The sequence below is a fragment of the Flavobacterium arcticum genome (assembly GCF_003344925.1).
Classification (GTDB): domain Bacteria; phylum Bacteroidota; class Bacteroidia; order Flavobacteriales; family Flavobacteriaceae; genus Flavobacterium; species Flavobacterium arcticum.
On the sequence record NZ_CP031188.1, the window covers coordinates 2795001 to 2820504 of the forward strand.

At 35.9% G+C, this 25504-nt stretch carries 17 protein-coding genes, 3 tRNA genes and 2 rRNA genes (1 of these 22 running past the window's edge); 11 read left to right on the forward strand and 11 right to left on the reverse strand.

Going from position 1 to position 25504, the window contains the following annotated elements; translation table 11 throughout:
- From DVK85_RS12625 to DVK85_RS12660, 8 genes are all read right to left on the reverse strand, one after another.
- Positions 1–132, reverse strand: a 23S ribosomal RNA gene (locus DVK85_RS12625); it reaches 2744 nt to the left of the window's first position.
- A gap of 134 nt (positions 133–266) precedes the next feature.
- Positions 267–340: transfer RNA gene (locus DVK85_RS12630), tRNA-Ala, on the reverse strand.
- Between the two features lie 134 nt (positions 341–474).
- A tRNA-Ile gene (locus DVK85_RS12635) sits at positions 475–548 on the reverse strand.
- 183 nt (positions 549–731) lie between these two features.
- Positions 732–2249: ribosomal RNA gene (locus DVK85_RS12640) — 16S ribosomal RNA — on the reverse strand.
- Together the 16S and 23S rRNA genes with 2 tRNA genes alongside form the textbook arrangement of a ribosomal RNA operon.
- Before the next feature lie 1222 nt (positions 2250–3471).
- Positions 3472–3547: transfer RNA gene (locus DVK85_RS12645), tRNA-His, on the reverse strand.
- A 63-nt stretch (positions 3548–3610) separates the two neighbouring features.
- Positions 3611–4327, reverse strand: a complete 717-nt coding sequence (bshB1, locus tag DVK85_RS12650) for a bacillithiol biosynthesis deacetylase BshB1 (protein WP_114678788.1) — start codon at positions 4325–4327, stop codon at positions 3611–3613.
- Between the two features lie 81 nt (positions 4328–4408).
- Positions 4409–5479: an isochorismate synthase gene (locus DVK85_RS12655; protein WP_114678789.1), complete on the reverse strand. Its 1071-nt coding sequence runs from the start codon at positions 5477–5479 to the stop codon at positions 4409–4411.
- Positions 5480–5491: 12 nt separating this feature from the next.
- Complete coding sequence (locus DVK85_RS12660; RefSeq protein WP_114678790.1) at positions 5492–5917, reverse strand: hotdog fold thioesterase; 426 nt, start codon at positions 5915–5917, stop codon at positions 5492–5494.
- A gap of 161 nt (positions 5918–6078) precedes the next feature.
- On the opposite strand from DVK85_RS12660, the gene DVK85_RS12665 reads away from it, so the two are divergent.
- The 4 genes from DVK85_RS12665 (at position 6079) to purL (ending at position 12683) form a co-directional block, all read left to right on the forward strand.
- Positions 6079–7635 carry a choice-of-anchor Q domain-containing protein gene (locus DVK85_RS12665; RefSeq protein WP_114678791.1) on the forward strand — a complete coding sequence of 519 codons (1557 nt, stop codon included), beginning with the start codon at positions 6079–6081 and terminating at the stop codon, positions 7633–7635.
- Between the two features lie 68 nt (positions 7636–7703).
- Positions 7704–8351: a DUF1579 domain-containing protein gene (locus tag DVK85_RS12670; protein ID WP_114678792.1), complete on the forward strand. Its 648-nt coding sequence runs from the start codon at positions 7704–7706 to the stop codon at positions 8349–8351.
- Positions 8352–8418: 67 nt separating this feature from the next.
- Entirely contained in the window at positions 8419–8949 is a 531-nt protein-coding gene (locus tag DVK85_RS12675; RefSeq protein ID WP_114678793.1) for a hypothetical protein, read from the forward strand.
- A 74-nt stretch (positions 8950–9023) separates the two neighbouring features.
- A complete protein-coding gene (gene purL, locus DVK85_RS12680; protein WP_114678794.1) occupies positions 9024–12683 on the forward strand; it encodes a phosphoribosylformylglycinamidine synthase in 3660 nt (1219 codons plus the stop codon).
- Positions 12684–12761: 78 nt separating this feature from the next.
- Here the strand turns inward: purL and DVK85_RS12685 are convergent, their stop codons facing one another.
- From DVK85_RS12685 to DVK85_RS12695, 3 genes are all read right to left on the reverse strand, one after another.
- Complete coding sequence (locus DVK85_RS12685) at positions 12762–13277, reverse strand: hypothetical protein (RefSeq protein WP_114678795.1); 516 nt, start codon at positions 13275–13277, stop codon at positions 12762–12764.
- A 28-nt stretch (positions 13278–13305) separates the two neighbouring features.
- Positions 13306–13971: a hypothetical protein gene (locus DVK85_RS12690; RefSeq protein WP_114678796.1), complete on the reverse strand. Its 666-nt coding sequence runs from the start codon at positions 13969–13971 to the stop codon at positions 13306–13308.
- Positions 13972–14238: 267 nt separating this feature from the next.
- A complete protein-coding gene (locus DVK85_RS12695; RefSeq protein ID WP_114678797.1) occupies positions 14239–14817 on the reverse strand; it encodes a PhnA domain-containing protein in 579 nt (192 codons plus the stop codon).
- A gap of 300 nt (positions 14818–15117) precedes the next feature.
- Between DVK85_RS12695 and DVK85_RS12700 the strand changes: the two genes are divergently transcribed.
- From DVK85_RS12700 to DVK85_RS12730, 7 genes are all read left to right on the forward strand, one after another.
- A complete protein-coding gene (locus DVK85_RS12700; protein WP_114678798.1) occupies positions 15118–16893 on the forward strand; it encodes an AMP-dependent synthetase/ligase in 1776 nt (591 codons plus the stop codon).
- Positions 16894–16959: 66 nt separating this feature from the next.
- Positions 16960–18132, forward strand: coding sequence for a hypothetical protein (locus tag DVK85_RS12705; protein ID WP_114678799.1), 1173 nt, complete (start codon positions 16960–16962; stop codon positions 18130–18132).
- A gap of 72 nt (positions 18133–18204) precedes the next feature.
- Positions 18205–19176, forward strand: a complete 972-nt coding sequence (locus tag DVK85_RS12710) for a hypothetical protein (RefSeq protein WP_127960593.1) — start codon at positions 18205–18207, stop codon at positions 19174–19176.
- A 266-nt stretch (positions 19177–19442) separates the two neighbouring features.
- Positions 19443–19919 carry a MarR family winged helix-turn-helix transcriptional regulator gene (locus DVK85_RS12715; RefSeq protein ID WP_114678801.1) on the forward strand — a complete coding sequence of 159 codons (477 nt, stop codon included), beginning with the start codon at positions 19443–19445 and terminating at the stop codon, positions 19917–19919.
- A 51-nt stretch (positions 19920–19970) separates the two neighbouring features.
- On the forward strand, positions 19971–22361 hold the full coding sequence (locus DVK85_RS12720) for a 3-hydroxyacyl-CoA dehydrogenase/enoyl-CoA hydratase family protein (RefSeq protein ID WP_114678802.1): 2391 nt from the start codon (positions 19971–19973) through the stop codon (positions 22359–22361).
- Positions 22362–22379: 18 nt separating this feature from the next.
- On the forward strand, positions 22380–23561 hold the full coding sequence (locus DVK85_RS12725) for an acetyl-CoA C-acyltransferase (protein WP_114678803.1): 1182 nt from the start codon (positions 22380–22382) through the stop codon (positions 23559–23561).
- 49 nt (positions 23562–23610) lie between these two features.
- A complete protein-coding gene (locus tag DVK85_RS12730; RefSeq protein WP_114678804.1) occupies positions 23611–25404 on the forward strand; it encodes an acyl-CoA dehydrogenase family protein in 1794 nt (597 codons plus the stop codon).
- Positions 25405–25504 lie beyond the last annotated feature (100 nt).

Consider the following 25504-nt stretch of genomic DNA (forward strand, 5'->3'; position numbering starts at 1 on the left):
TGGGTTGCCCCATTCGGATATCTGCGGATTAATTCGTGTGTGCCAATCCCCGCAGCTTTTCGCAGCTTATCACGTCCTTCTTCGCCTCTGAGAGCCACAGGCATTCCCCATACGCCCTTATTTTGCTTATTGTACTTTTGTACTGTATAAATATATACAGCACCTTTATGCTTTCTATATTTTTCTACTTTGTTTTTTATCGCAATATGTCAATGAACTTGTAGCGTATTGCTACTGATAATTATTATCAGCAACTTTAGCTGTTGTGGAGAATATCGGAGTCGAACCGATGACCTCCTGCGTGCAAGGCAGGCGCTCTAGCCAGCTGAGCTAATCCCCCGTGTTTGTTGCTTGTTACCAGTAGCAGTTTGCAGCATATGATAACGTGCTCACTTTACGTGTAATCACTCAACTTCTAAAATTTCCTTTTCTTTTGAATTGAAGAGCTTTTTTTATGCCATATGGCGTAATTAGTAGTCCCGGGCAGACTCGAACTGCCGACCCCAACATTATCAGTGTTGTACTCTAACCAGCTGAGCTACGAGACTTTTTAAAGTTTTAAGTATTAGTGGTTAGGTATTAAGATGCAGTGCATCCGCTATCTTATTACTTGGTACTTAATTCTTTGTACTTTTTCAGCTCTCTTCTTCTTTATTTTATATTTGAACTAACAGCGAGAGTAAGTTGTCTTACTTTTCTCGTTTTTTAACATCTGAGGATCGTGTCTCTAGAAAGGAGGTGTTCCAGCCGCACCTTCCGGTACGGCTACCTTGTTACGACTTAGCCCCAGTTACCAGTTTTACCCTAGGCAGCTCCTTGCGGTCACCGACTTCAGGTACCCCCAGCTTCCATGGCTTGACGGGCGGTGTGTACAAGGCCCGGGAACGTATTCACCGGATCATGGCTGATATCCGATTACTAGCGATTCCAGCTTCATGGAGTCGAGTTGCAGACTCCAATCCGAACTGTGACCGGTTTTGTAGATTCGCTCCCACTCACGTGGTGGCTGCTCGCTGTACCGGCCATTGTAGCACGTGTGTAGCCCAGGACGTAAGGGCCGTGATGATTTGACGTCATCCCCACCTTCCTCTCAGTTTGCACTGGCAGTCTTGTTAGAGTTCCCGACTTGACTCGCTGGCAACTAACAACAGGGGTTGCGCTCGTTATAGGACTTAACCTGACACCTCACGGCACGAGCTGACGACAACCATGCAGCACCTTGTAAAGTGTCCGAAGAAAAACCTGTTTCCAAGTCTGTCACTCTACATTTAAGCCCTGGTAAGGTTCCTCGCGTATCATCGAATTAAACCACATGCTCCACCGCTTGTGCGGGCCCCCGTCAATTCCTTTGAGTTTCAAACTTGCGTTCGTACTCCCCAGGTGGGATACTTATCACTTTCGCTTAGCCACTCAGTATTGCTACCGAACAGCTAGTATCCATCGTTTACGGCGTGGACTACCAGGGTATCTAATCCTGTTCGCTACCCACGCTTTCGTCCATCAGCGTCAATGTATTGTTAGTAACCTGCCTTCGCAATTGGTATTCCATGTAATCTCTAAGCATTTCACCGCTACACTACATATTCTAGTTACTTCACAATAATTCAAGTTCTACAGTATCAATGGCAGTTCGACAGTTGAGCTGCCGGATTTCACCACTGACTTATAAAACCGCCTACGGACCCTTTAAACCCAATGATTCCGGATAACGCTTGGATCCTCCGTATTACCGCGGCTGCTGGCACGGAGTTAGCCGATCCTTATTCTTATGGTACCGTCAAGCTCCTTCACGAAGGAGGGTTTCTTCCCATATAAAAGCAGTTTACAATCCGTAGGACCGTCATCCTGCACGCGGCATGGCTGGTTCAGGCTTGCGCCCATTGACCAATATTCCTCACTGCTGCCTCCCGTAGGAGTCTGGTCCGTGTCTCAGTACCAGTGTGGGGGATCTCCCTCTCAGGACCCCTACCCATCATTGCCTTGGTATGCCGTTACCATACCAACTAGCTAATGGGACGCATGCTCATCTTGTACCGATAAATCTTTAATATGATAGTGATGCCAAAATCATATACTATAAGGTATTAATCCAAATTTCTCTGGGCTATCCCTCTGTACAAGGTAGATTGCATACGCGTTACGCACCCGTGCGCCGGTCTCTAAGGAGCAAGCTCCTTATACCCCTCGACTTGCATGTGTTAGGCCTGCCGCTAGCGTTCATCCTGAGCCAGGATCAAACTCTTCATCGTATATTTTAAATATTTTTACGATCTGTATCTCAGGTGTTTTTTTTCGATAAAATCAAGTTTTCTTACTCTCTCTTATGCTGTCAATTCAATATGTCTATGAACGTGTCTTCTTATTCGTATCGCTTAACTATTGTGCCTTGCGGCGTTGTTTGTTAAAGCGAGTGCAAAAGTACAACTTCTTTTTTAACTGGCAAGCTTTTCTGAAAAAAAATTTACTTTTTTTTCGCTGCCCTTTTTAAGTGTTTTTCAGTTTTGCAATGATCACCATTCCTCTCGGTTTGGGTGGGCAAAGATACTATCTTTTTCCTTTATCTTGCAAATCTTTTTTTGCTTTTTTTTAAGGGCTGCCTTTTTATTTTTTTAAACGCTTACTTATAGTAAGAACCTAATGTTTTTAAGGGTTGCCGTTGTCAATATGTCGTATGAACTTCGCCTTGAATGCGGGTGCAAATGTAAGAACTTTATTTTCTCTTGCAAGCTTTTTTTTTGCCTTTTTTGAAAGTTTTTGGTAATACTCTGGTAACCTTTACTTTGCATAATGGTAATGTTTTTAATTTGTAAGCAAGACACATATTGTATCAATAAATTAAAGAATATATACATTATCGCTATACATATATGTGTTAGGTTAATATTTCTAAAATTGGACTATGAGGTATTTAACCTCTATTTTTTAATATTTAACTTCTAATAATGAAACGCACATACATTTTATTACTTATTATTTAATAAACTATAAAAGTCAAGGTACAAAATTGGTAAATGATGAATACACCAACAACTTTATATATAAAACAAACCTCTACCTTGATTACAGTATGCAAACAATACTATAAATTGGAACAGTCGAAATGATAAAGCTGAGAATAAACTATTACTAATTAGCATTAACTACTCTTCTAATCACTAGCGCCACCTTATGGAACATGAAAATTTTGAAGACATCTTAGTAGCTATGGTTATTAATAGAAAAATCTATAGAGAGAAACAATCTAATATTAAACACTACTCATATATACCATATATCTAATAAACTACTATTACTAGAGAACCAGTATGAGCTAAATAAAACACTTATTTACATTTGTGTAAACAAAACTTGTAAAATTCTTATTGAAAGAGTAAATGAAGCTATAGTATTAATAAAAGAAGAATATTAATTTTTAGAATACAAATACTATATAAAACAAAAAAGCCCTATGAAAAAATCATAGGGCTGAAAGGGTGAAAGAGGGGTCTCGAACCCCCGACCTTCGGTACCACAAACCGACGCTCTAACCAACTGAGCTACATTCACCGTTTGTTTTGTGGGTGCAAATATATGCTCTTTTATGAATTCTACAAAAAAAAAATGTTTTTTTTTACACTAAATCTCCTAAACTGTTCACTGCCAAATATCTTTCTACTGTATAACCTTCGGCATATTCGGTATTAATTAGCCTACCGAGATCTTGCGCTCGATAATATATGCTTTCTTTAAAGTTCTTGGTTGCTATAGGTGTAACAGGCTCATCACTATTTGGATCATAAAACTGCGACTTATATGCCATTAAAGATGCGACTTTAATATCTATAAACCCTGTAACATCAACAACGAAATCGGGAACAAGGTTTTTCCATTGTATATAATGGTATACTACTTTAGGTCGCCAAGCCTGTTGCTCCTGCCCTTCTATAGTTGTCTCTATTTTGCGTAGTCCTGAAAGGAAACAAGCGTCAGATACTAACTTACTGCCTTTACCGTGATCGATATGCCTGTCATCAACTGCATTGCATATTACAATATCGGGCTGGTACTTGCGTATCATTTTTATAACTTCAAGCTGGTGCTGTTCATCATTAGTAAAAAATCCATCGCGAAAGCGTAGGTTTTCTCTAACAGATGCTCCTAATATCTTTGAAGCGTTAGCAGCTTCTTCATCTCTAATCTCGGCAGTACCTCGTGTTCCAAGCTCTCCACGGGTAAGATCTACAATTCCTACTTTTTTACCTAATGAGATTTCTTTGGCTATCGTAGCACCACAGCTCAACTCTACATCGTCGGGGTGTGCGCCAAAGGCAAGTATATCTAGTTTCATGTAATTTAAATTTATTATAACAGTATACAAAGGTAGTACTCTATACTAATACTGTATAAGTTTTGTATTCTAAAACTCTTGTTAAATAACCTTACGCATTGTCATGCTTTTATTTACTGTTTCAAAAAATTCCTTTTCAGGATTACTATCTTTCGTTATACCACAACCTATATATAGGTGTGCTTCGTTATCAACTACTTTCATACAGCGTAAATTTACAAATAGGTTTGTATGGTTATTACTACCTGCTGTAAAATCGTGATGCATCTCGCCTAAATATCCTGAGTAGTATTCACGATTATAACCTTCGTTTTCTAATATAAATTGCATTGCTTCTGCTTTGGGCATACCACATACTGCTGGTGTAGGGTGCAATTTATTTATTACATCCTCCAAAGCATTGTTATTTTTTAACTCGGCTGTAACATCGGTTTTTATATGTACTATATTTCCTGCTCTAAAAGTATAAGGTGGTGTAGTGGTAATAGTATCACTATATTCTTGTAGCGAACTCATTATATAGTCAGTAACAATTTGCTGTTCTTCTTTTTCCTTGTTTTCCCAAACTACCTCTTCTCCTTCTATATATAGTTGAGTACCTGCTAAGGCTACTGTATTTAAGGTTTTATTATCTACTTTTAACAGTTGTTCAGGTGTAGCTCCTGTCCATAATCCTGTATCAGGGGTATAAATACAATATCTAAAAGCATTAGGGTATGTATGTAACAAACGTTGATATACTTCTATAATATCAATTTCAGACTCTGAAACTATTTCGGTACGAGAAGTAACCAGTTTATTAAATACTCCTGTTTTAATCGCTTTAATACTTTTGGATACAAGATTTTCAAAATTTGCTTTTGCTTCTTCGTTAATAGCTGGTGCTTCATCTACTTTAGTAGCTACCAAATTCTCTATACTTATTTTGGCTGTAAACACATCGGAAACCTTTGCGGGGATGAATACTTTTTTATCTCCACTAAATGGAGCAAAAACAAAACCTACATCGGTAAAAGTATCTAAATAATATTGTGTTGCTTCTTTTTGAAAAATCCCCGTTACACTATCTAAACCTGGCTTACAGTATACCACGAAGGGTTTCTTTTCCTTAAGATGTGATTTTATTTTTAAAAAAATATCTGTATCAGTCATTATCTAGAAGAATTATCGCTTTTTAGGTAATACCATATTGGTTATTTTACAAAGCGATATTAACCTGCCTTCTTCATCTGTTACTTTTACTTCCCACAAGTGTAGGCTTCTACCTTTATGTACTATTCTTGCAGTACCAGTCACCACTCCTTCTCGCTTACTTCTTAAGTGGTTTGCCGATATTTCTATACCTCTTACCTCTTGCAGCTCTGGGTTTACAAATAATAACGACGCTGCACTCCCTACACTTTCTGCTAATGCTACCGTTGCCCCACCATGTAATAATCCCATAGGCTGGTGTACACGTGAGTTAACAGGCATTTTAGCTTCTAGAAAACCTTCGCCAGCATCAGTATAAACAATTTCGAGAGTTAGCATTAAGGTGTTGTCAGAAAAACGATTGCACATTTCGAGTGCTTTTTCTTTATCAAATGGCATATTAAAAATTTTGGAATGTAAAAATACAAAAAATGAACCGATGCAATAACACAAAACTAAGAAGAGATAAACAAACTAAAACACATAAACCTACGTTTACATTAAAATCGCTTTTAAAAATTTCAAATTAATAGCTACTTTTACCAAAAATTGTTACTGCTATGCGCAACTGTTTACTTTTATTTATTGCCGGATTTGTATTACTACTTACCTCTTGTCGCAACGACTTTGAGTTTGAACCGAGTACAGGAAATCTTGGCTTTTCTCGTGATACCGTTTATCTTGATACTGTTTTTACCAATATTGGTTCGAGTACTTATACCCTAAAAGTATATAACCATAGTGATAAAGACATAAGCATACCTAGTATTCGATTGGGCGAAGGCGAACAGTCTAAATACCGCCTCATGGTAGATGGGCTACCGGGTAGAGTTTTTAATAATATTGAGCTGCTTGCAAAAGACAGTATGTATGTATTTATAGAAACAACAATAGATTATACAGAATATACTAATGAAAACACCAACTTTTTATATACTGATAAAATAGAATTTGATAATGGTAATAATTATCAAAAAGTAGAACTGGTAACACTGGTACAAGATGCTGTATTTATAAAACCCGACCGTGCATTACCTACTGATATGAAAGAAACGCTTACCATAAGCGGAGCACCATCAGATATACAAGGACATGAACTAGCAACCCCTCAAGAATTGAATTGGACAAATGAAAAACCTTATGTAATATATGGTTATGCTTTAGTACCAAACGGTAGCACGCTTACTGTTGATGCAGGTGCAAGAGTGCATTTTCATGCCAAATCGGGACTGATTGTAGATGATAGTGGTACTCTTATTATTAATGGTACACAATCGGCTACTGAAGAAATGGAGAATGAAGTTGTTTTTGAAGGTGACAGGTTAGAACCTGAATTTTCGGATATTTCAGGGCAATGGAATGGTATATTTTTACTTTCGGGGCAGGAAAACACTATTAATAACCTTACGCTAAAAAATGCAACGGTTGGCATTTTAATGGATAGGCTTTTTGATGAAACCGTACCAAAATTAACAATAGATAATAGTCAACTATATAACTGTACTAATTTTGGAATATTAGCAAGAGGAGCAACACTATCAGGGACTAACCTTGCCATGAATAACTCAGGAGAGGCATCATTGGCTTGTACATTGGGTGGTACATACAACTTTAAACACTGTACTTTTGCTAACTACTTTAACAGCTTTAACCAAGTACCCGTAGCACTTAATGACTATCAGGTAATAGATGATGTGCTATACCTTAGCGATATGGATGCCACTTTTGATAACTGTATTATATATGGTTCAGGAAATTATGCCCTTTCTATGGAAAGACAAGCAGATACCGAAGTAAGTTTTGATTGTAAGTTTAATAACTGTTTAATAAAACTTATAGATTATAGCAATCAATTGAGAAACGAACCATTATATCCGTTTGATGGAAACGACATAGCATTAGTACAATATAATAATTGTATAATTGCTGAAAGTTCAAATACTACTCCTGATTTTATAGCACCAAGGGATAATGACCTTAATCTTGGTGAGGATTCTGATGCTATAGATGCTGCTACCGATATTGGTATTACCATCGATCTTAATGGTAATGTAAGACCAAACCCTACTACAGGCATACCTGACATAGGCGCTTATGAATATTATGTTACAGAATAATATAACTAACTGATTTTGTGATGAAAAATTTCATAATTTTATAGCTACAAACATTAAACAAACTAATTATGAAAAAAATTTACGTTAGTCTTGCTGTAATAGCAATAGCTTTTGCATCATGCAAAAAAGAAGAAAAAGTGGAACCAGAAGCAGCAGAAACCATGAGCGATACTATTGTTCATGAGGAAATAGCTCCTGAACAACCTATGGACTCTACAGCAATGGCACAAGCTTGGGAAAAATATATGACTCCAAGCGAACCTCACAAAATGATGGCTGATGAAGTTGGGAAATGGGATTGCGAAATGACCTTTTGGATGGCTCCTGATGCACCACCAGAAACATATAAATCTATAGCTAATATAAAAATGATTATGGGAGGTCGTTATCAAGAAAGTATGTACTCAGGCGAAATGATGGGTATGCCTTTTGAAGGTAGAGCTACTGTAGCCTATGATAATGCTGCCAATGAATACACCTCTACTTGGATAGACAATATGGGCACAGGACTTATGGTTATGAAAGGTAAAATGAAAGAAGGTTCTAACTCTATGACACTTAAAGGTGAAACTATTGACCCTATGACGGGAAAAACTTGTAACATGCGTGAAGTATATACTATAGTTGACGAAAACACTCGCAAAATGGAAATGTATGATAACAAAATGGGCGAGGGACACAAAAACATGGAAATAGTAATGAGAAGAAAAATGTAATTCTAGCTTCCTTTCTAAAATAATAAAATCCGGCTATTGAGTCGGATTTTTAAATATATTTAATTCAATGAAATTTTATTTTTTAAATATTATAAATAAACTTGAGAAATTCAGTAATGAAATAGATGTCATTGCTTTATTGAGAAATAATAATTGGGTATATATTAATGATGAAACATCTGTAGAAAAAATAGTGTATATATTCAGAAAAAATGAAGAATTATTAATCTCCGTAAATGGGAAAGTTGACAAGTCTTCTTGGGAATATTTAGGAAATGGGAATTTATTAATTGAAACAAATAAAGAGAGTCATCTTTTTAAAAGTGGTTTTTTAAATAAAGAAGTTTTAGTATTAAAGATTGATGGTTCTGAAAAATATGCTTGTTTTGTAAGTGAAAATCACTTCGAAATAACAATAAAAAACATTCTCGATTTAAAAGAATATCTTGCCACAAATAATGAAGAGGAAAATAATCAATACTCAACAGAAAAGATAGAAGCTAATTATGTTGAGGTAATAGATGCTTGCCCTGCTTGTAATTCCAAAGTTTTAGATGAAGTCTATATCTGTCCAGATTGTGGATTACATTTCAAGTAAATACACAAAAACCATTTCCAAATAACCAAATTAATAACTAATTTTGCGTTTTCAACAACATAACTACCTTATAGATGATTCATTTCTTCGGAAACCAGACCAATACTGTTTTTGCGGTACAATCGCAAAACGAAATTTCGGCAGAAGATACTGCAAAATTAAACTGGCTTTTTGGAAACGCACATAAAATTGAGAAATCCGTACTAACGGATTTTTTTGTTGGACCTCGTGCTGCCATGATAACGCCTTGGAGTACCAATGCCGTAGAGATTACACAAAATATGTGTATTGCAGGTATTATTCGTATTGAAGAGTTTATTAAAACAACTAACGACACTACAGATTTTGACCCGATGCTTTCGCAAAAATATAACGGACTGGATCAGGAGATTTTTACCGTTAATGCAAAACCCGAAGCAATACTAGAGATTACAGATATTGCTGCGTATAATGAAAAAGAAGGTTTGGCACTAAATATTGAAGAGGTAGAATATCTTAATAATCTTGCTAAGAAATTAGGTAGAAATTTAACCGACTCAGAGGTATTTGGTTTCTCTCAGGTAAATTCAGAACACTGTCGTCATAAAATATTCAACGGTACATTTGTAATCGATGGTGAGGAGAAACCATCTTCATTATTTAAAATGATCCGTAAAACATCGTCAGAAAACCCTAATGATATTGTTTCGGCATATAAAGATAATGTAGCCTTTGTAAAAGGACCACGGGTGGAGCAATTTGCTCCTAAAACAGCAGACAAGCCTGACTATTATAATGTTACTGAATTTGATTCGGTTATCTCTATAAAAGCAGAAACGCATAACTTCCCTACTACAGTAGAGCCTTTTAACGGTGCTGCGACAGGTGCAGGTGGCGAAATTAGAGATAGGCTTGCAGGTGGTCAAGGTTCTTTACCATTAGCAGGCACAGCGGTATACATGACATCATACTCGCGTTTAGAAGAAAATCGACCTTGGGAAAACGGTATGCAAGAGCGCAAATGGTTGTACCAAACCCCAATGGATATCTTGATAAAAGCATCTAACGGAGCGTCGGACTTTGGTAATAAATTTGGACAACCCCTTATTGCTGGTTCTGTACTAACTTTTGAGCATACAGAAGATGCTCGCAAACTTGGGTTTGATAAAGTAATAATGCTTGCAGGAGGTATTGGGTATGGTAAACTAGAACAAGCTGCCAAAAAGAAACCTGAAACAGGCGATAAAGTAGTAATACTGGGTGGCGAAAACTACCGAATTGGTATGGGTGGTGCTGCCGTTTCGAGTGCCGATACAGGAGAATTTAGTAGTGGTATAGAGCTTAATGCTATACAGCGTAGTAACCCAGAGATGCAAAAACGTGCTGCCAATGCCGTGCGTGGTATGGTAGAAAGTGAACACAACACTATCGTTTCTATACACGACCATGGTGCGGGCGGACACCTCAATTGTCTTAGCGAACTAGTAGAAGAAACTGGTGGCAAAATAGATTTAGACAAATTGCCAGTGGGTGACCCTACCCTATCGGCTAAAGAAATAATAGGTAACGAGAGCCAAGAACGTATGGGACTTGTTATCGGTGAGAAAGATATTGACACTTTACAACGTATTGCCGACCGTGAGCGTTCGCCAATGTATACTGTAGGTAATGTAACAGGTGACCATCGTTTTACGTTTGAGTCAGCTACTACAGGAGCAAAACCAATGGATTTTGCGCTAGAAGATATGTTTGGCTCATCGCCAAAAACAATAATGACAGATAAAACTGTTGCTACTAATTATAGTACACCAGAATACAATCAAAATAAAATACACGAATACCTAGACCAAGTACTACAACTAGAAGCTGTAGCCTGTAAAGACTGGCTTACTAATAAAGTAGACCGATGTGTGGGTGGTAAAGTTGCCAAACAACAATGTGCAGGACCACTGCAGTTACCATTAAACAACTGTGGTGTTATGGCGCTAGATTATGCTGGTAAAGAAGGTATTGCTACTTCTATAGGGCACTCCCCTATTTCGGCATTAATAGACCCTGTTGCAGGTAGCCGTACCGCTATTGCAGAGTCTTTAAGTAATATTGTTTTCGCTCCGCTTAAAGACGGACTAAAAAGTGTATCGCTTTCGGCTAACTGGATGTGGGCGTGTAAAAATGAAGGTGAAGATGCTCGTTTATATGAAGCAGTACAAAGCTGTAGTGATTTTGCTATTGAGTTAGGGATAAATATCCCTACGGGTAAAGATTCACTTAGTATGAAGCAAAAATATGCTGATGGCGATGTTATCGCTCCAGGTACGGTAATTATATCGGCGGCAGGTAACTGTAACGATATTACTAAGGTAGTTGAGCCTGTATTGAAAAAAAATGGTGGTAATATATACTACATCAACCTAAGTAATGACAGTTTTAAACTGGGTGGTTCATCTTTTGCTCAGGTGTTAAATAAGGTAGGAAACGAAGTACCTACTATTACTGATTCAACGAAGTTTAAAACTACTTTTAATACCCTGCAACAATTAATTAAGGAAGGTAAAATTGCAGCAGGACACGATATAGGTAGTGGTGGTTTAATAACTACATTACTCGAAATGAGTTTTGCAGAAGTGAACTTGGGTGCTGAATATGATTTATCTGCGCTTAATGAAGTAGATACTGTAAAAGCACTATTTGCAGAAAACATAGCGATAGTGATACAAGCTGATGCTTCTATTGAAGCAGCATTTGAAGCTAATGATGTTAACTTTACTAAAATAGGCGAGCCAAAAGAAGGTACTACGGTTACTATTAAAAATGGTGCAACCAACCTTTCTTTTGATGTTACTGAAACTCGTGATACTTGGTTTAAAACTTCGTACCTTTTAGATAAAAAACAAAGCGGAGCAGAGAAAGCCAAAGAACGCTATGACAACTATAAAAACCAACCGCTACACTATAAATTCCCTGAGCATTTTGATGGGAAGAAAGCAGCTCTAGACAGCACTAAACCAAGACCAAAAGCAGCTATTATCCGCGAGAAAGGAAGTAACTCTGAGCGTGAGATGGCAAATGCTATGTACTTGGCAGGATTTGACGTTAAAGACGTTCACATGACCGACCTTATTAGTGGTCGTGAAACATTAGAGGATATCCAGTTTATTGGTGCTGTGGGAGGTTTCTCTAACAGTGATGTATTAGGTTCGGCTAAAGGTTGGGCTGGTGCATTTATGTATAACGATAGAGCAAACGAAGCATTACAAAACTTCTTTAAGCGTGAAGACACATTATCGGTAGGTATTTGTAATGGTTGTCAGTTATTTGTTGAGCTTGGCTTAATAAACCCTGACCATGAAGCAAAACCACGTATGCTGCATAACGATAGCCACAAACATGAAAGTAACTTTACATCGGTTACCGTGCAGGAAAATAACTCGATAATGCTTAACACGCTTGCCGGCAGTACGCTTGGGGTATGGATAAGTCATGGCGAGGGTAAATTTAGCCTACCTTATGAGGAAAACAAATATAACGTAGTTGCTAAGTATGCCTATAGCGGTTACCCTGCTAACCCTAACGGATCGTCATACGATGTTGCTATGATGAGTAGTAATGATGGTCGTCATTTGGTAATGATGCCGCACATTGAGCGCTCTATGTTCCAGTGGAACTGGGCATACTACCCTGAAGGCAGAAACGATGCCGTTTCACCTTGGCATGAAGCTTTTGTTAATGCACGTAAGTGGATTGAAAATAAATAGTTTAAAACTTTTATAATAAAAAAATGCCTCCATTTTTGGAGGCATTTTTATGTTTAGTGATAACACACTTACAGTTTTTTAATGTCTTGGAGAATTAATAAGTATCTTATTTACATTATCATATTCAATTTCTCTTAACTCTCGCCATTGTCTTTGAGAGGATCTCCATAACAAATCGTATAACTCTTTATGTTTTTCACGATTGCTTTCAAGTAAAACCTTTCCTGCTCTATATAACTCCAAAGCTTCATCTACAGAACTAAAATCAGTTTTATTTAGATTTTCTTTAAGTGATTTCTTAATATATTCTTCTAAAGCAACATCAGTATTGTGTTGAGCCATTATTTCCTTAACTTTTTCACCTTCAGGAAAAACTTTGACCCCATTCAATTTTTGTGATAACATATTGATATTGTTTTTATATTGTATGTAAGTTTCATCTCCTATCATATCTAAATACCTTTGTTTAGCAATTTGAAATTCATACTCAGTAATTCCTTTCCTAAAAGATTCTTTCATTTTTTCATCATCACTAGGTTGTGAATGTACAGGATGGAAAAAGGATATACAAAAAAATAATAGTAGATATTTCATTTTTTACTATATAAAAAAATTATATTCATTAACATGCTCCAGCGCAGGAATTAAACTCTAAGGCTAATTCAATATATGCTGAATTATAATTTACTTCAGCACCAATCATCAAACCTGAATCATATCCAGCGGAGGCTGCAAACTGCACATTCTGGTCATATTGATCTTGCAAAACATCTTGGGCACTATCACAAATACTAATACAATCATCCAAACAACTATTAGTTTGAACTGGGTAATCAACAGTATGATTGTCATGTTCAGGCTGAAGAATAATACCTATTTGATAAACGTCAGCTTTACTCATATAATCATATAAAGCAGTATTTGCTCCTATCATAATACTAAGCTTATTTACAGAATCATCATACATACTTTCAAACTCAGTAACACTGGTAAAAGAGGTTTTGTTAAGGTTATTATTTATCCAACTCATCCATTCAATCTTAGTAGTCCCTGTAATTTTGTTTAATCCTAATTTATCTGTAAAAGCTGCTAATGCACTTTTATAATCAGAGTACTTTTGAGTACCCATCATATCAATGTAAAGTTGTTTGGCAGTACCCAAATCAGTAGTACTTAAACTTTTTAATTGAAATGCTGAGGAAGTAGAAGCCGCATTCTCTGTAGTAGTTGCATCATTATTTTCAGTTGAACAAGAAAAGAAAGATAGTGTTAGAACACACAATAACATTGTGTAATCTAAATTTTTTCATAATTATTTAATATTTTAAAGTTTGGAATTCCAAACGTAATTAAAATAATTATATGTATCAACTATTTTTTGAATTCAACTATAAATATACTGTTCTGATTACTATTTGTTTACATAAAGACTCTAATCAATATCAGAAATTTGAAAAAATAGCCCGAAATTTATTGATTACAGTCTATACAATAAAAGCAGCCTGTACAGGCTGCTTTTATTGTTCATATACTATTAGAAAGTAGATTTAAAACTTTACTGTCGTTTTACAAATTTGGTAAGTACCACTATCATTTGTCCGTCAATTTTACCTTCTATCTGTTCTACGTTATCATGTACTAAGCGTATGTTACGCACTGCCGTACCCATTTTTGCATTTATGGTAGAACCTTTTACATCTAAATCTTTAGTTAGTGTTACAGTGTCGCCATTTTGCAAAATATTACCGTTACTATCTTTATGTAGCTCTACAGAGCCGTCTCCTAAATGATCGCCTGTAGCTTCTGCCCATGCTAAATTATCTTCGTCCAAATACATCATTTCTAATGCATCGGCAGCCCAACTTTCGTTTCTAAAACGGTTAAGCATACGCCAAGATACTACTTGTACCGCAGGTACTTCGCTCCACATAGCAGTAGGCAAAAAACGCTCCCATAGGCGACTGTCTAGTTCTTCTTTTTTCTCAATTTGACTCTGCAATTTTTCTGTAATTAAAATGGCGGTATCTGCACCATTTTTAGTGGGTGGTACATCATAAATAACCAAGTTTTCTGCTTCTCCGCTTAATTCACATACATTTCCGCTTCGTTCTTTGAGTAGGTCTTCTAATTTCATTGGTAGGTTTTTATTAGGACTGCAAATATAAAGATTTTGAGGCTAAGAGATATAATTACTCTGTGTTTGTTATCTTTCATTGTTCTAAACTGTCCTGCCCTATCTTTTATACATTTATGTTATCTTATCAAATACACCTACAGTTTTAATAACATCATCCATTATAAAATAAACATAGTTTAATTATAGCTTAACGTGTCTATTAGAATAAAATCTCAATATTTTCTATGCTATATTTAATATTTTTATAGAATATATGTATTTTTTTTATAATTTGCATAATAAAATTTTATAGAAAACATGAATACAATCACCCGTTTGTTCGATTTTCCTTACTATCAGCTAGAGAAATATAATCTTAAGGAAGCATTGGTTACCAAGTATGGGAACGAATGGATAAAAACATCTACAGAAGAATACATTGCTAAAGCAAATGCGTTTTCGAGGGGATTACTACGGTTAGGTATAAAAAAGAATGATAAAGTAGCGGTTATATCATCTAACAACCGAACGGAGTGGAATATTGTAGATATAGGTATATTACAAACAGGGGCTCAAAATGTACCTGTATATCCTACTATATCTGAAGAGGATTATGAATATATATTAAACCATTGTGGTGCTATATACTGCATAGTATCTGACCAAGAGCTATATGATAAAATAGTTAAAATAAGACATAGATTGCCTAACCTAAAAGAGATATACTCTTTTGTAGGTATTAATGGCTGTAAAAGTTGGAACGAAATACTAGAGCTTGGTAAAGATGAAAGCAACCAAGATGAAGTAGAAGCTTGTAAAAACAATATAAAAGAAGACGAGTTAGCTACAGTAATATATACATCTGGAACTACGGGACGACCAAAAGGCGTAATGCTATCGCATAAAAATATAGTATCTGACGTGTTGATGAGTGCCGAAAGAGTACCATTTGAAGCTGGTAAATATAGAGCATTGAGTTTTTTACCTATATGCCACATTTACGAACGTATGATATTGTATTTATATCAATACTATGGTGTATCTATATACTTTGCAGAGTCTATTGAAAAAGTAAGCGATAACATTAAAGAAACTACACCCGATGTTATTACAGCCGTACCACGTTTACTAGAAAAAGTATATGATAAAATAATTGCTAAAGGGTCAGACCTTAGCGGGATTAAAAAGATGTTATTCTTCTGGGCAGTAGATGTAGGTCTTAAATATGAGCCATATGGCGCCAATGGCCCTATATATGCCGCTAAACTTTGGCTGGCACGAAAACTAATTTTCAGTAAATGGAAAGCAGGACTTGGCGGTAGGCTTGGGCTTATGGTATCTGGTAGTGCCGCTATACAGCCAAGACTGGCACGAGTATTTGCTGCTGCCGAAATACCCGTGATGGAAGGTTATGGACTTACAGAAACTTCGCCTGTTATAGCCGTTAATGACGAGCGTAATGGAGGATTTAGGGTAGGTACAGTAGGAAGACCACTTAATGGTGTTGAGGTAAAGATTGCCGAAGATGGTGAGATATTATGTAAAGGTCCTAATGTAATGATGGGCTATTATAATGATGAAGAGAAAACTAAAGAGGTAATGACCGATGGTTATTTCCATACTGGAGATATAGGTATTATTGATAATGATGGTTTCCTTAAAATAACCGATAGGAAAAAAGAGATGTTTAAAACATCTGGTGGTAAATATATCGCTCCGCAGCTTATAGAAAATGCTATGAAACAATCGCGTTTTATAGAGCAAATAATGGTTATAGGCGATGGCGAGAAAATGCCTGCTGCTTTTATACAGCCTGATTTTGTATTTTTAAAGCAATGGGCAGAGCGTAAAGGAATTAAACAAGGAGTTACCAATGAAGATCTTATAAATAACGACGAAGTTATAAATAGAGTACAGGAAGAAGTAGCTGATATAAACAAAAAATTTGGACATTGGGAACAAGTAAAACGATTTGAACTTACTCCCGTAATATGGTCTGTAGACGGTGGAGAAATGACGCCTACATTAAAATTAAAACGTAAAGCAATAAAAGAAAAATATAAAGAACTGTATGACAAAATATACCGCACTTAGTAAGTAAAGATATAACAGTCATCACGGTTTTATCATATTACGCACACACATCTAAAAAAATACATTATGATAAAATGGTTATCCCGTATATTAAAACCAAGGGATAAGGTTATTATTGGAGAATGGCGCACTAAACACTCCCTTTACAGAGATATTATTAATAATATTAACGATACTGGCAAACTGCCTAATGGCTATGTATTACCTAATAATATCAAAATTACTTTAAACGAAAAAAAACACAAGAAAGCATCTATATATGATGTAGTATTTGAATTTGGACAAGAAGAGCCTGTTCTTGAAGAGATACGCGAACTTGCTAAAAAGCTACAAGAAATAGCTCTTATAGGCGATAAAGAAACTGCTGTATCATTTTATGCTGCTATTACTAAATATGACGATGTTATAAACCTCATAGATCCATTTTTAGAAGAAATATCTAATTACTCCTTAATTATAGAGCCTCATCTATTTGCTTTTGCAAACGATATGGCTTTGAATACTGGACACCAAAATAGTGTAAAATTTGGTATTGCTATTCTAGGGCTTTGTCAAAATCAAGTTGTTATAGAGAAATTAAAATTACTAGGCCTTCATGAAGAGTTTACATTATATGTAGTTATAGCATTACTTAATTTAATTGAAAATCCAGAAGAGGATTTATTTGAGCTTGGGAAACAAGTAAACGGATGGGGAAAAATACAGTTAGTAGACAGACTAGCAAGAATAAGTGAAAGTGATGAAGTAAAAGAATGGCTTATAACAGATGGTTATAAAAATAACATTCACAATCAATATCTTGCAAGTACTTGTGCTATACATGGTGAACTGAGCACAAAATTAGATCATGAAACTATTGAGCCAGAATTATATATTGCTGCTTCAGAAATTTTAGATGTACTCTTATCCCCTGGTCCTTGTGATGACATTTCGAGTTATGAAGATGCTCCTAAAGCATTAATGGCTTTTATAAAACACTCCTATCAGCACGCCAATCATATAAAAGACTTTGTTTTATTACATAAAATAAAAGCATATTTAAATGAAATGCTTTTAAATACTAAAAGAGATAACAAATGGAATGATCGTAAAATTACAGATTGCTTAGTAATCATTGCAAAAATAACTGACTGTGATACTTGGAAAGTTATTGTTACTAACATACTTATAAATCCTTACGACAAAAATTACCTACATGCCAGAGAAGCCGCCACCTTAATGGGGCTAACGGCTATATAAATGCTTTGAGTATATTATTGCTGTTAAATATATTTTATTCTATATTTAGCGGCAATAAATCAATACTTACCAATGAAACTAAAATTATTACTCTCGTTTTTATTATTTTCTTTATTACTACAAGGATGCATGTATGATTCTACTGAAACACTTGCAAACGAAAAAATAGACAAAAACTTAAAAGAAACTATAAAAGCAAAAAATGACAGTCTGCTATCAGCACTTTCTAATAGCGACATGAAAACCTTTAAAACCTTGGGTTCCCCTGATTTTGTAAAGCACTTACAAGGTCGCATTGAGAATGCTGTATGGGCTTTTAGAAAAGGTTACCTTAAAACAGACTATGAAGTATATGATGAATACTACAATAAGCATGGTAAAGCTCCCAATAATAGTAAAATAGAGTCTGAAAAAAGGCAATATACATTTAGCTTTACCAACAACGCTAAAGAAACTTATATATCATTATTAAAAACATCATATAATAATTTAGGTGACTATCTAATAACTATTATATATGAAAAAATTGATGGCAAGTGGAAGTTAGATTACATACATCTAGACCCGTTAGGACAATTTGGTAATAATGCACAAGATTATTTTGACATAGCTCAGCAAAAAGAAAAAGAAGGTTTTGTTATTGATGCTTTTTTTAATGTCGATATAGCAGGAAGTTGCCTTACCCCTGCCGAAAAAATGCTGAAATATAATAACGAAGAACGTATTTTGTTCTATCAAAAAACATGGCAAGAGCAAATAAAAAGTGAATATAAATTTCCGCAGCCACTTCGTAATATAAGTAGCGTTCCTATGGTGGCTGAATTAAGACCTATAAATAATAGAGAAGGAATGTTTCCGCTATTTAGTTATGAAACAAAAGTACCTGTAGAAGACACTATTATTTTAGAAATGGAATTTGAAGAAGTAAAACGTGAAATAAAAAGAATATATACGGGACTCGATTTTGATAAAAAGTATATTTATTATAGAGCTTTTAACCCTGGAAATTATAATAACTATCACGAATTTAAAATAGAAAAATAGAGACTATTACACATCATAACTCCCTTATAATAGGGAGTTTTTTTATATATAAATATATCGTAATTATTAGTTATATTTACATATAACACAAAAACAGAACAGCCTTTAAAACTGAAACTTTAGCATGATATAAAAGAAATTCGCAATAACTAACCAATCAAAACTATAATAACTCAAAATAACATTTATTTTTTTATTAACATTAAAACCTATAAAAATAATATGCGTGCATACTAATTTTTCGTATATTTGAAAATAATTACTTTATGAAAGAGAAAACTATAGACTATATACTGAGGGCAACATGGCAGGCAGTAGCAAGAATGTATAATGAAGAAGCCTCAAAATATGGCGCTACAATGTCAATCGGTTTTGCACTATTATCTATTGATAAAGAAAACGGAATATCGTCTACAGCGTTAGGACCGCAAATGGGTATGGAGCCTACAAGCCTTACCCGTACATTGAAATCGATGGAAGAAAAAGGGTTAATAGTTAGAAAGAAAAACCCTGTAGATGGTAGAGGTGTTATAATACACCTTACTAAATTGGGCAAAGAAAAAAGAGAGTTGTCTAAAACTACAGTACTTAAATTTAATGACGTTATAAAGCAACGTGTATCTCAAGAGAAATTAGATCATTTTGCCGAAGTAGCCGAAATAATAAACGGATTAATTTCGGAGAAGCAAATTTACAATACTGAGAAAGGTAAAGAACAAGAAACAACAAGTAGTATAAAATAAACAGTTTAGGCAAAAGCCTAAGCAAACAACCAAAAAAACTATATATAGCAAATGAAATGCACTATTAAAAAAGTAGCCGTTATTGGTTCAGGTATTATGGGTTCGGGTATTGCCTGCCATTTTGCCAATATTGGTGTAGAAGTCCTTTTGCTCGACATCGCACCAAAGGAACTCACAGAAAAAGAACAGAAAAAAGGACTTACATTACAAGATAAAGTTGTTAAAAATAGACTTGTAAATGAGCACCTTGCCAATTCACTAAAGTCGAAGCCCTCACCTATTTACCATCAAAAATTTGCATCGCGAATTACGACAGGCAATATTGACGATGACTTGTCTAAAATTGCTGATGCCGACTGGGTAATTGAAGTAGTAGTAGAACGACTTGATATTAAGCAAAAGGTATTTGAACAAGTAGAAAAATACCGCAAGCCAGGTACACTTATCACCTCTAATACTTCGGGTATTCCTATCCACTTTATGAGTGAAGGACGAAGTGAAGATTTCCAAAAACATTTTTGCGGTACACACTTCTTTAATCCCCCGCGTTACTTAAAACTTTTCGAAATAATACCAGGTCCTAATACATCTAAAGAAGTATTAGACTTTTTAAATGGGTATGGTGAAAAGTTCTTAGGTAAAACCTCTGTAGTAGCCAAAGATACTCCTGCTTTTATTGGTAACCGTGTTGGTATATATGGTATTATGAGTATGTTTCATCAGGTTAAAGAAATGGGACTTACTATAGAAGAAGTAGATAAATTAACAGGACCTGTAATTGGGCGACCAAAATCGGCTACCTTCCGTACTGTTGATGTAGTAGGTTTAGATACATTAGTACATGTTGCTAACGGTATTTATGACAACTGCCCTGATGATGAAGTACACGAACTATTTAAAGTACCTGACTTCATCAATAGCATGATGGAGAATAAATGGTTGGGCAGTAAAACAGGACAAGGTTTTTATAAAAAAGAAGGTAAAGTAATTACCTCTTTAGATCTTGATACATTAGAATATAGACCGCAGCAAAAAGCATCTTTTGCAACACTAGAACTTACTAAGACAATAGACAAACCTATTGATCGCTTTAAAGTACTGGTAAAAGGTAAGGACAAAGCAGGTGAATTTTACCGTAAAAACTTTACAGGTATGTTTGCTTATGTAGCAAACAGAATTCCTGAAATTACCGATGATCTTTATAAGATAGACGATGCCATGAAAGCTGGTTTCGGATGGGAAAATGGTCCTTTCGAAATTTGGGATGCCATAGGTGTAGAAAAAGGTATAGAACTTATGAAAGCCGAAGGACTTGAGCCTGCTGCTTGGGTAAATGATATGCTTAAATCGGGTAATAAAAGCTTTTATACTGTAAAAGAAGGCAACACGTATTATTATGATATTGAGTCTAAATCACAGAAAAAAGTTCCAGGGCAAGATTCATTTATCATCCTGAACAATATACGCGAAAGCAAAAAAGTGTGGAGTAATAGCGATGCTATTATACAAGATTTAGGCGATGGTATTCTTAACCTAGAATTCCAAAGCAAGATGAACACCATAGGCGGAGGTGTACTTCAAGGTATAAACAAAGCCTTAGACCTTGCCGAAAATGAATATGACGGACTAGTTATAGGTAACCAAGCAGCTAACTTCTCGGTAGGTGCTAACATTGGTATGATATTTATGATGGCTGTAGAGCAGGAATATGATGAGCTTAATATGGCTATAAAAATGTTCCAAGACACTATGATGCGCGTACGTTATTCAGCAGCACCAGTAGTGGTTGCACCACATGGTATGACACTGGGTGGTGGTTGCGAAATGAGTATGCATGCTGATAAAGTAGTTGCTGCTGCCGAAACTTACATTGGCTTGGTTGAGTTTGGTGTAGGAGTTATCCCTGGTGGTGGTGGCTCTAAAGAAATGGCAGTTCGCGCTTCAGATCTTTTCCATAAAAATGATGTAGAACTAAATGTACTACAAGAATATTTCCTTACTGTAGCTATGGCAAAAGTATCTACTTCGGCTTATGAAGCTTTTGATACAGGCATACTACAAAAAGGTAAAGATGTAATTGTTGTAAATAAAGACAGACAGCTTGCCGAAGCTAAGAAATATGCTAAAATACTTGCCGAAGCAGGATATACACAACCTGTTAAGCGTAAAGACATTAAAGTTTTAGGTAAGCAGGCGTTAGGTATGTTCCTTGTGGGTACTGACAGTATGGAAGCAGGAAACTACATTAGTGAACATGATAAGAAAATAGCTAATAAACTTGCTTATGTTATGGCAGGTGGCGATTTATCAGAGTCAACACTTGTAACAGAACAGTATCTTTTAGATTTAGAACGTGAAGCATTTTTATCCCTTTGTGGAGAAAGGAAGACTTTAGAGCGTATACAACACATGTTAACCAAGGGCAAACCTTTGAGAAACTAATAGCTAAAAATTGAAACAATGAAAACAGCATATATAGTAAAAGCATACAGAACCGCAGTGGGTAAAGCTCCTAAAGGCGTGTTCCGATTTAAAAGACCCGACGAACTGGCAGCAGAAACCATTCAGCATATAATGAGTGAACTGCCTGATTTTGATAAAACCAGAATAGATGATGTTATGGTAGGTAATGCTATGCCCGAAGCCGAACAAGGGCTAAACGTTGCAAGGCTTATCTCTCTAATGGGGCTTAAAATTGAAGATGTACCGGGTGTAACGGTAAACCGCTACTGTGCTTCAGGAATAGAAACCATTGCTATGGCTACAGCAAAAATACAAAGCGGAATGGCTGATTGTATTATAGCTGGTGGTGCCGAGAGTATGAGCTATATCCCTATGGGAGGTTACAAACCCGTACCCGATTATAAAGCTGCAAAAGCTGGAAATGAAGATTACTATTGGGGTATGGGACTTACTGCCGAAGCAGTAGCCAAGAAATATAATGTAAGCCGTGAAGATCAAGATAAATTTGCTTTTGAATCGCACCAGAAAGCATTAAAAGCACAAGCAGAAGGTAAATTTGATAAACAAATAGTACCTATAACTGTAGAACAGGTATATGTAGATGGTAATGGCAAAAAAGCTACTAAAAGCTATACGGTAACACAAGATGAAGGACCTCGTGCTGACACATCTGTAGAAGCATTAGGCAGGTTACGCCCTGTTTTCGCTGCCGATGGTAGTGTTACCGCAGGTACATCATCCCAAATGAGTGATGGCGCAGCCTTTGTAATGATTATGAGTGAGGATATGGTAAAAGAATTAAACCTTGAACCTATTGCACGAATGGTGAGCTATGCGGCGGCTGGTGTAGAACCTAGAATAATGGGTATAGGTCCTGTAAAAGCAATACCAAAAGCACTGAAACAAGCAGGCATGAAACTAGAAGATATTGAGCTTATAGAGCTTAATGAAGCCTTTGCGTCACAATCGCTTGCCGTAGTACGCGAATTAGGTATTAATACTGATATTCTTAATGTTAACGGAGGTGCTATTGCTTTAGGTCACCCACTAGGTTGCACAGGAGCTAAATTATCTGTTCAACTATTTGATGAAATGAAACGCCGAGGTAATAAATATGGTATGGTTACTATGTGCGTAGGTACTGGTCAAGGAGCAGCAGGTATTTATGAGCTGCTTTAATCATTTAAAGATAAAGATTATATAATTCAACATTTAAAATACATTTCAGATGAGCGACAATATAGCAAGAGGAGGTCAGTTCCTCGTTACAGAAACAAAAAGTGAAGATATCTTCACACCCGAAGATTTTTCGGAAGAGCAAATAATGATGCGTGACTCGGTTAAAGAATTTATTGACCGTGAAGTATGGCCTCACAAAGACCGTTTTGAAAAGAAAGATTATGCTTTTACTGAGGAAACAATGCGTAAAGCAGGAGAACTTGGTTTTCTTGGTATAGCAGTACCCGAAGAGTATAACGGAATGGGAATGGGCTTTGTTTCTACTATGCTTGTTTGCGATTATATATCTGGAGCTACAGGGTCTTTCTCTACTGCATTTGGTGCGCATACTGGTATTGGCACTATGCCAATAACACTATACGGAACAGAAGAACAAAAACAGAAATATGTACCTAAACTTGCCACAGGTGAGTGGTTTGGGGCTTATTGCCTTACTGAGCCTGGTGCGGGTAGTGATGCCAACTCAGGAAAAACAAAAGCAGTACTATCTGAAGATGGAACGCATTATAAAATAAGTGGGCAAAAAATGTGGATTTCCAATGCAGGTTTCTGTAGTGTATTCATTGTATTTGCTCGTATAGAAGATGATAAAAATATTACAGGGTTTATTGTAGAAAATGATCCTGAAAACGGTATCTCTTTAGGAGAAGAAGAACATAAATTAGGTATTAGAGCCTCCTCTACCCGTCAGGTATTCTTTAATGAAACTAAAGTACCTGTAGAGAATATGCTATCTGAAAGAGGTAATGGTTTTAAGATAGCTATGAATGCACTTAACGTTGGTCGTATAAAACTAGCTGCTGCCTGCCTAGATGCACAACGTAGAACAGTAGCCAACTCGGTTAACTATGCTAACGAAAGAATACAGTTTGAAACTCCTATTGCTAATTTTGGTGCTATTCGTGCTAAATTAGCTAATATGGCAACAAGCTGCTACGCAGGTGAGAGTGCTAGTTATAGAGCTGCTAAAAATATAGAAGATCGCATAAATGCACGTATTGCAAAAAGTGAAAGCCACCAAGATGCTGAACTGAAAGGTGTTGAAGAGTTTGCTATAGAGTGTTCTATACTTAAAGTAGCCGTGTCTGAAGATATACAGCACTGCTCTGACGAAGGTATCCAAATATTTGGTGGTATGGGCTTCTCTGAAGATACTCCTATGGAAAGTGCTTGGAGAGATGCACGTATAGCACGTATTTATGAGGGTACTAATGAAATAAACCGTATGCTATCGGTAGGTATGCTTATTAAAAAAGCAATGAAAGGTCATGTAGATCTTTTAGGTCCTGCTACAAAGGTTGGGGAAGAATTGATGGGTATCCCGTCATTTGATACACCTGACTACTCTGAGTTATTTGCAGAGGAAAAAGAAATGATTGGAAAGCTAAAAAAAGCATTCTTAATGGTTGCTGGTAGTGCTGTACAAAAATATGGTCCTGATTTAGAAGAGCACCAACAATTGCTTATGGCTGCTGCCGATATCCTTATTGAAATCTATATGGCAGAGTCTACAATACTACGTACTGAAAAGCTTGCTAAAAGTAAAGGTGCAGAGAATGTAAAAGAGCAAATAGCTATGGCGCAATTATACTTATATGACGCTGTAGATCTTGTAAATGCAAAAGGTAAAGAAGGTATAGCATCATTTGCAGAAGGCGATGAACAACGCATGATGCTTATGGGACTTAAACGTTTTACTAAGTACACAAACTTACCAAATGTAATAGCATTAAGAGAAACCATTGCGGCTAAAATAGTAGCTGAGAATAACTATCCTTTTTAAATAAGAATTTTAGTCAAGTTAAGTTTAATAATGAGAGTTCCCTATACATATTTTGTATGGGGAATTTTTCATTACTATTCCATTATGAGATAAACTAATT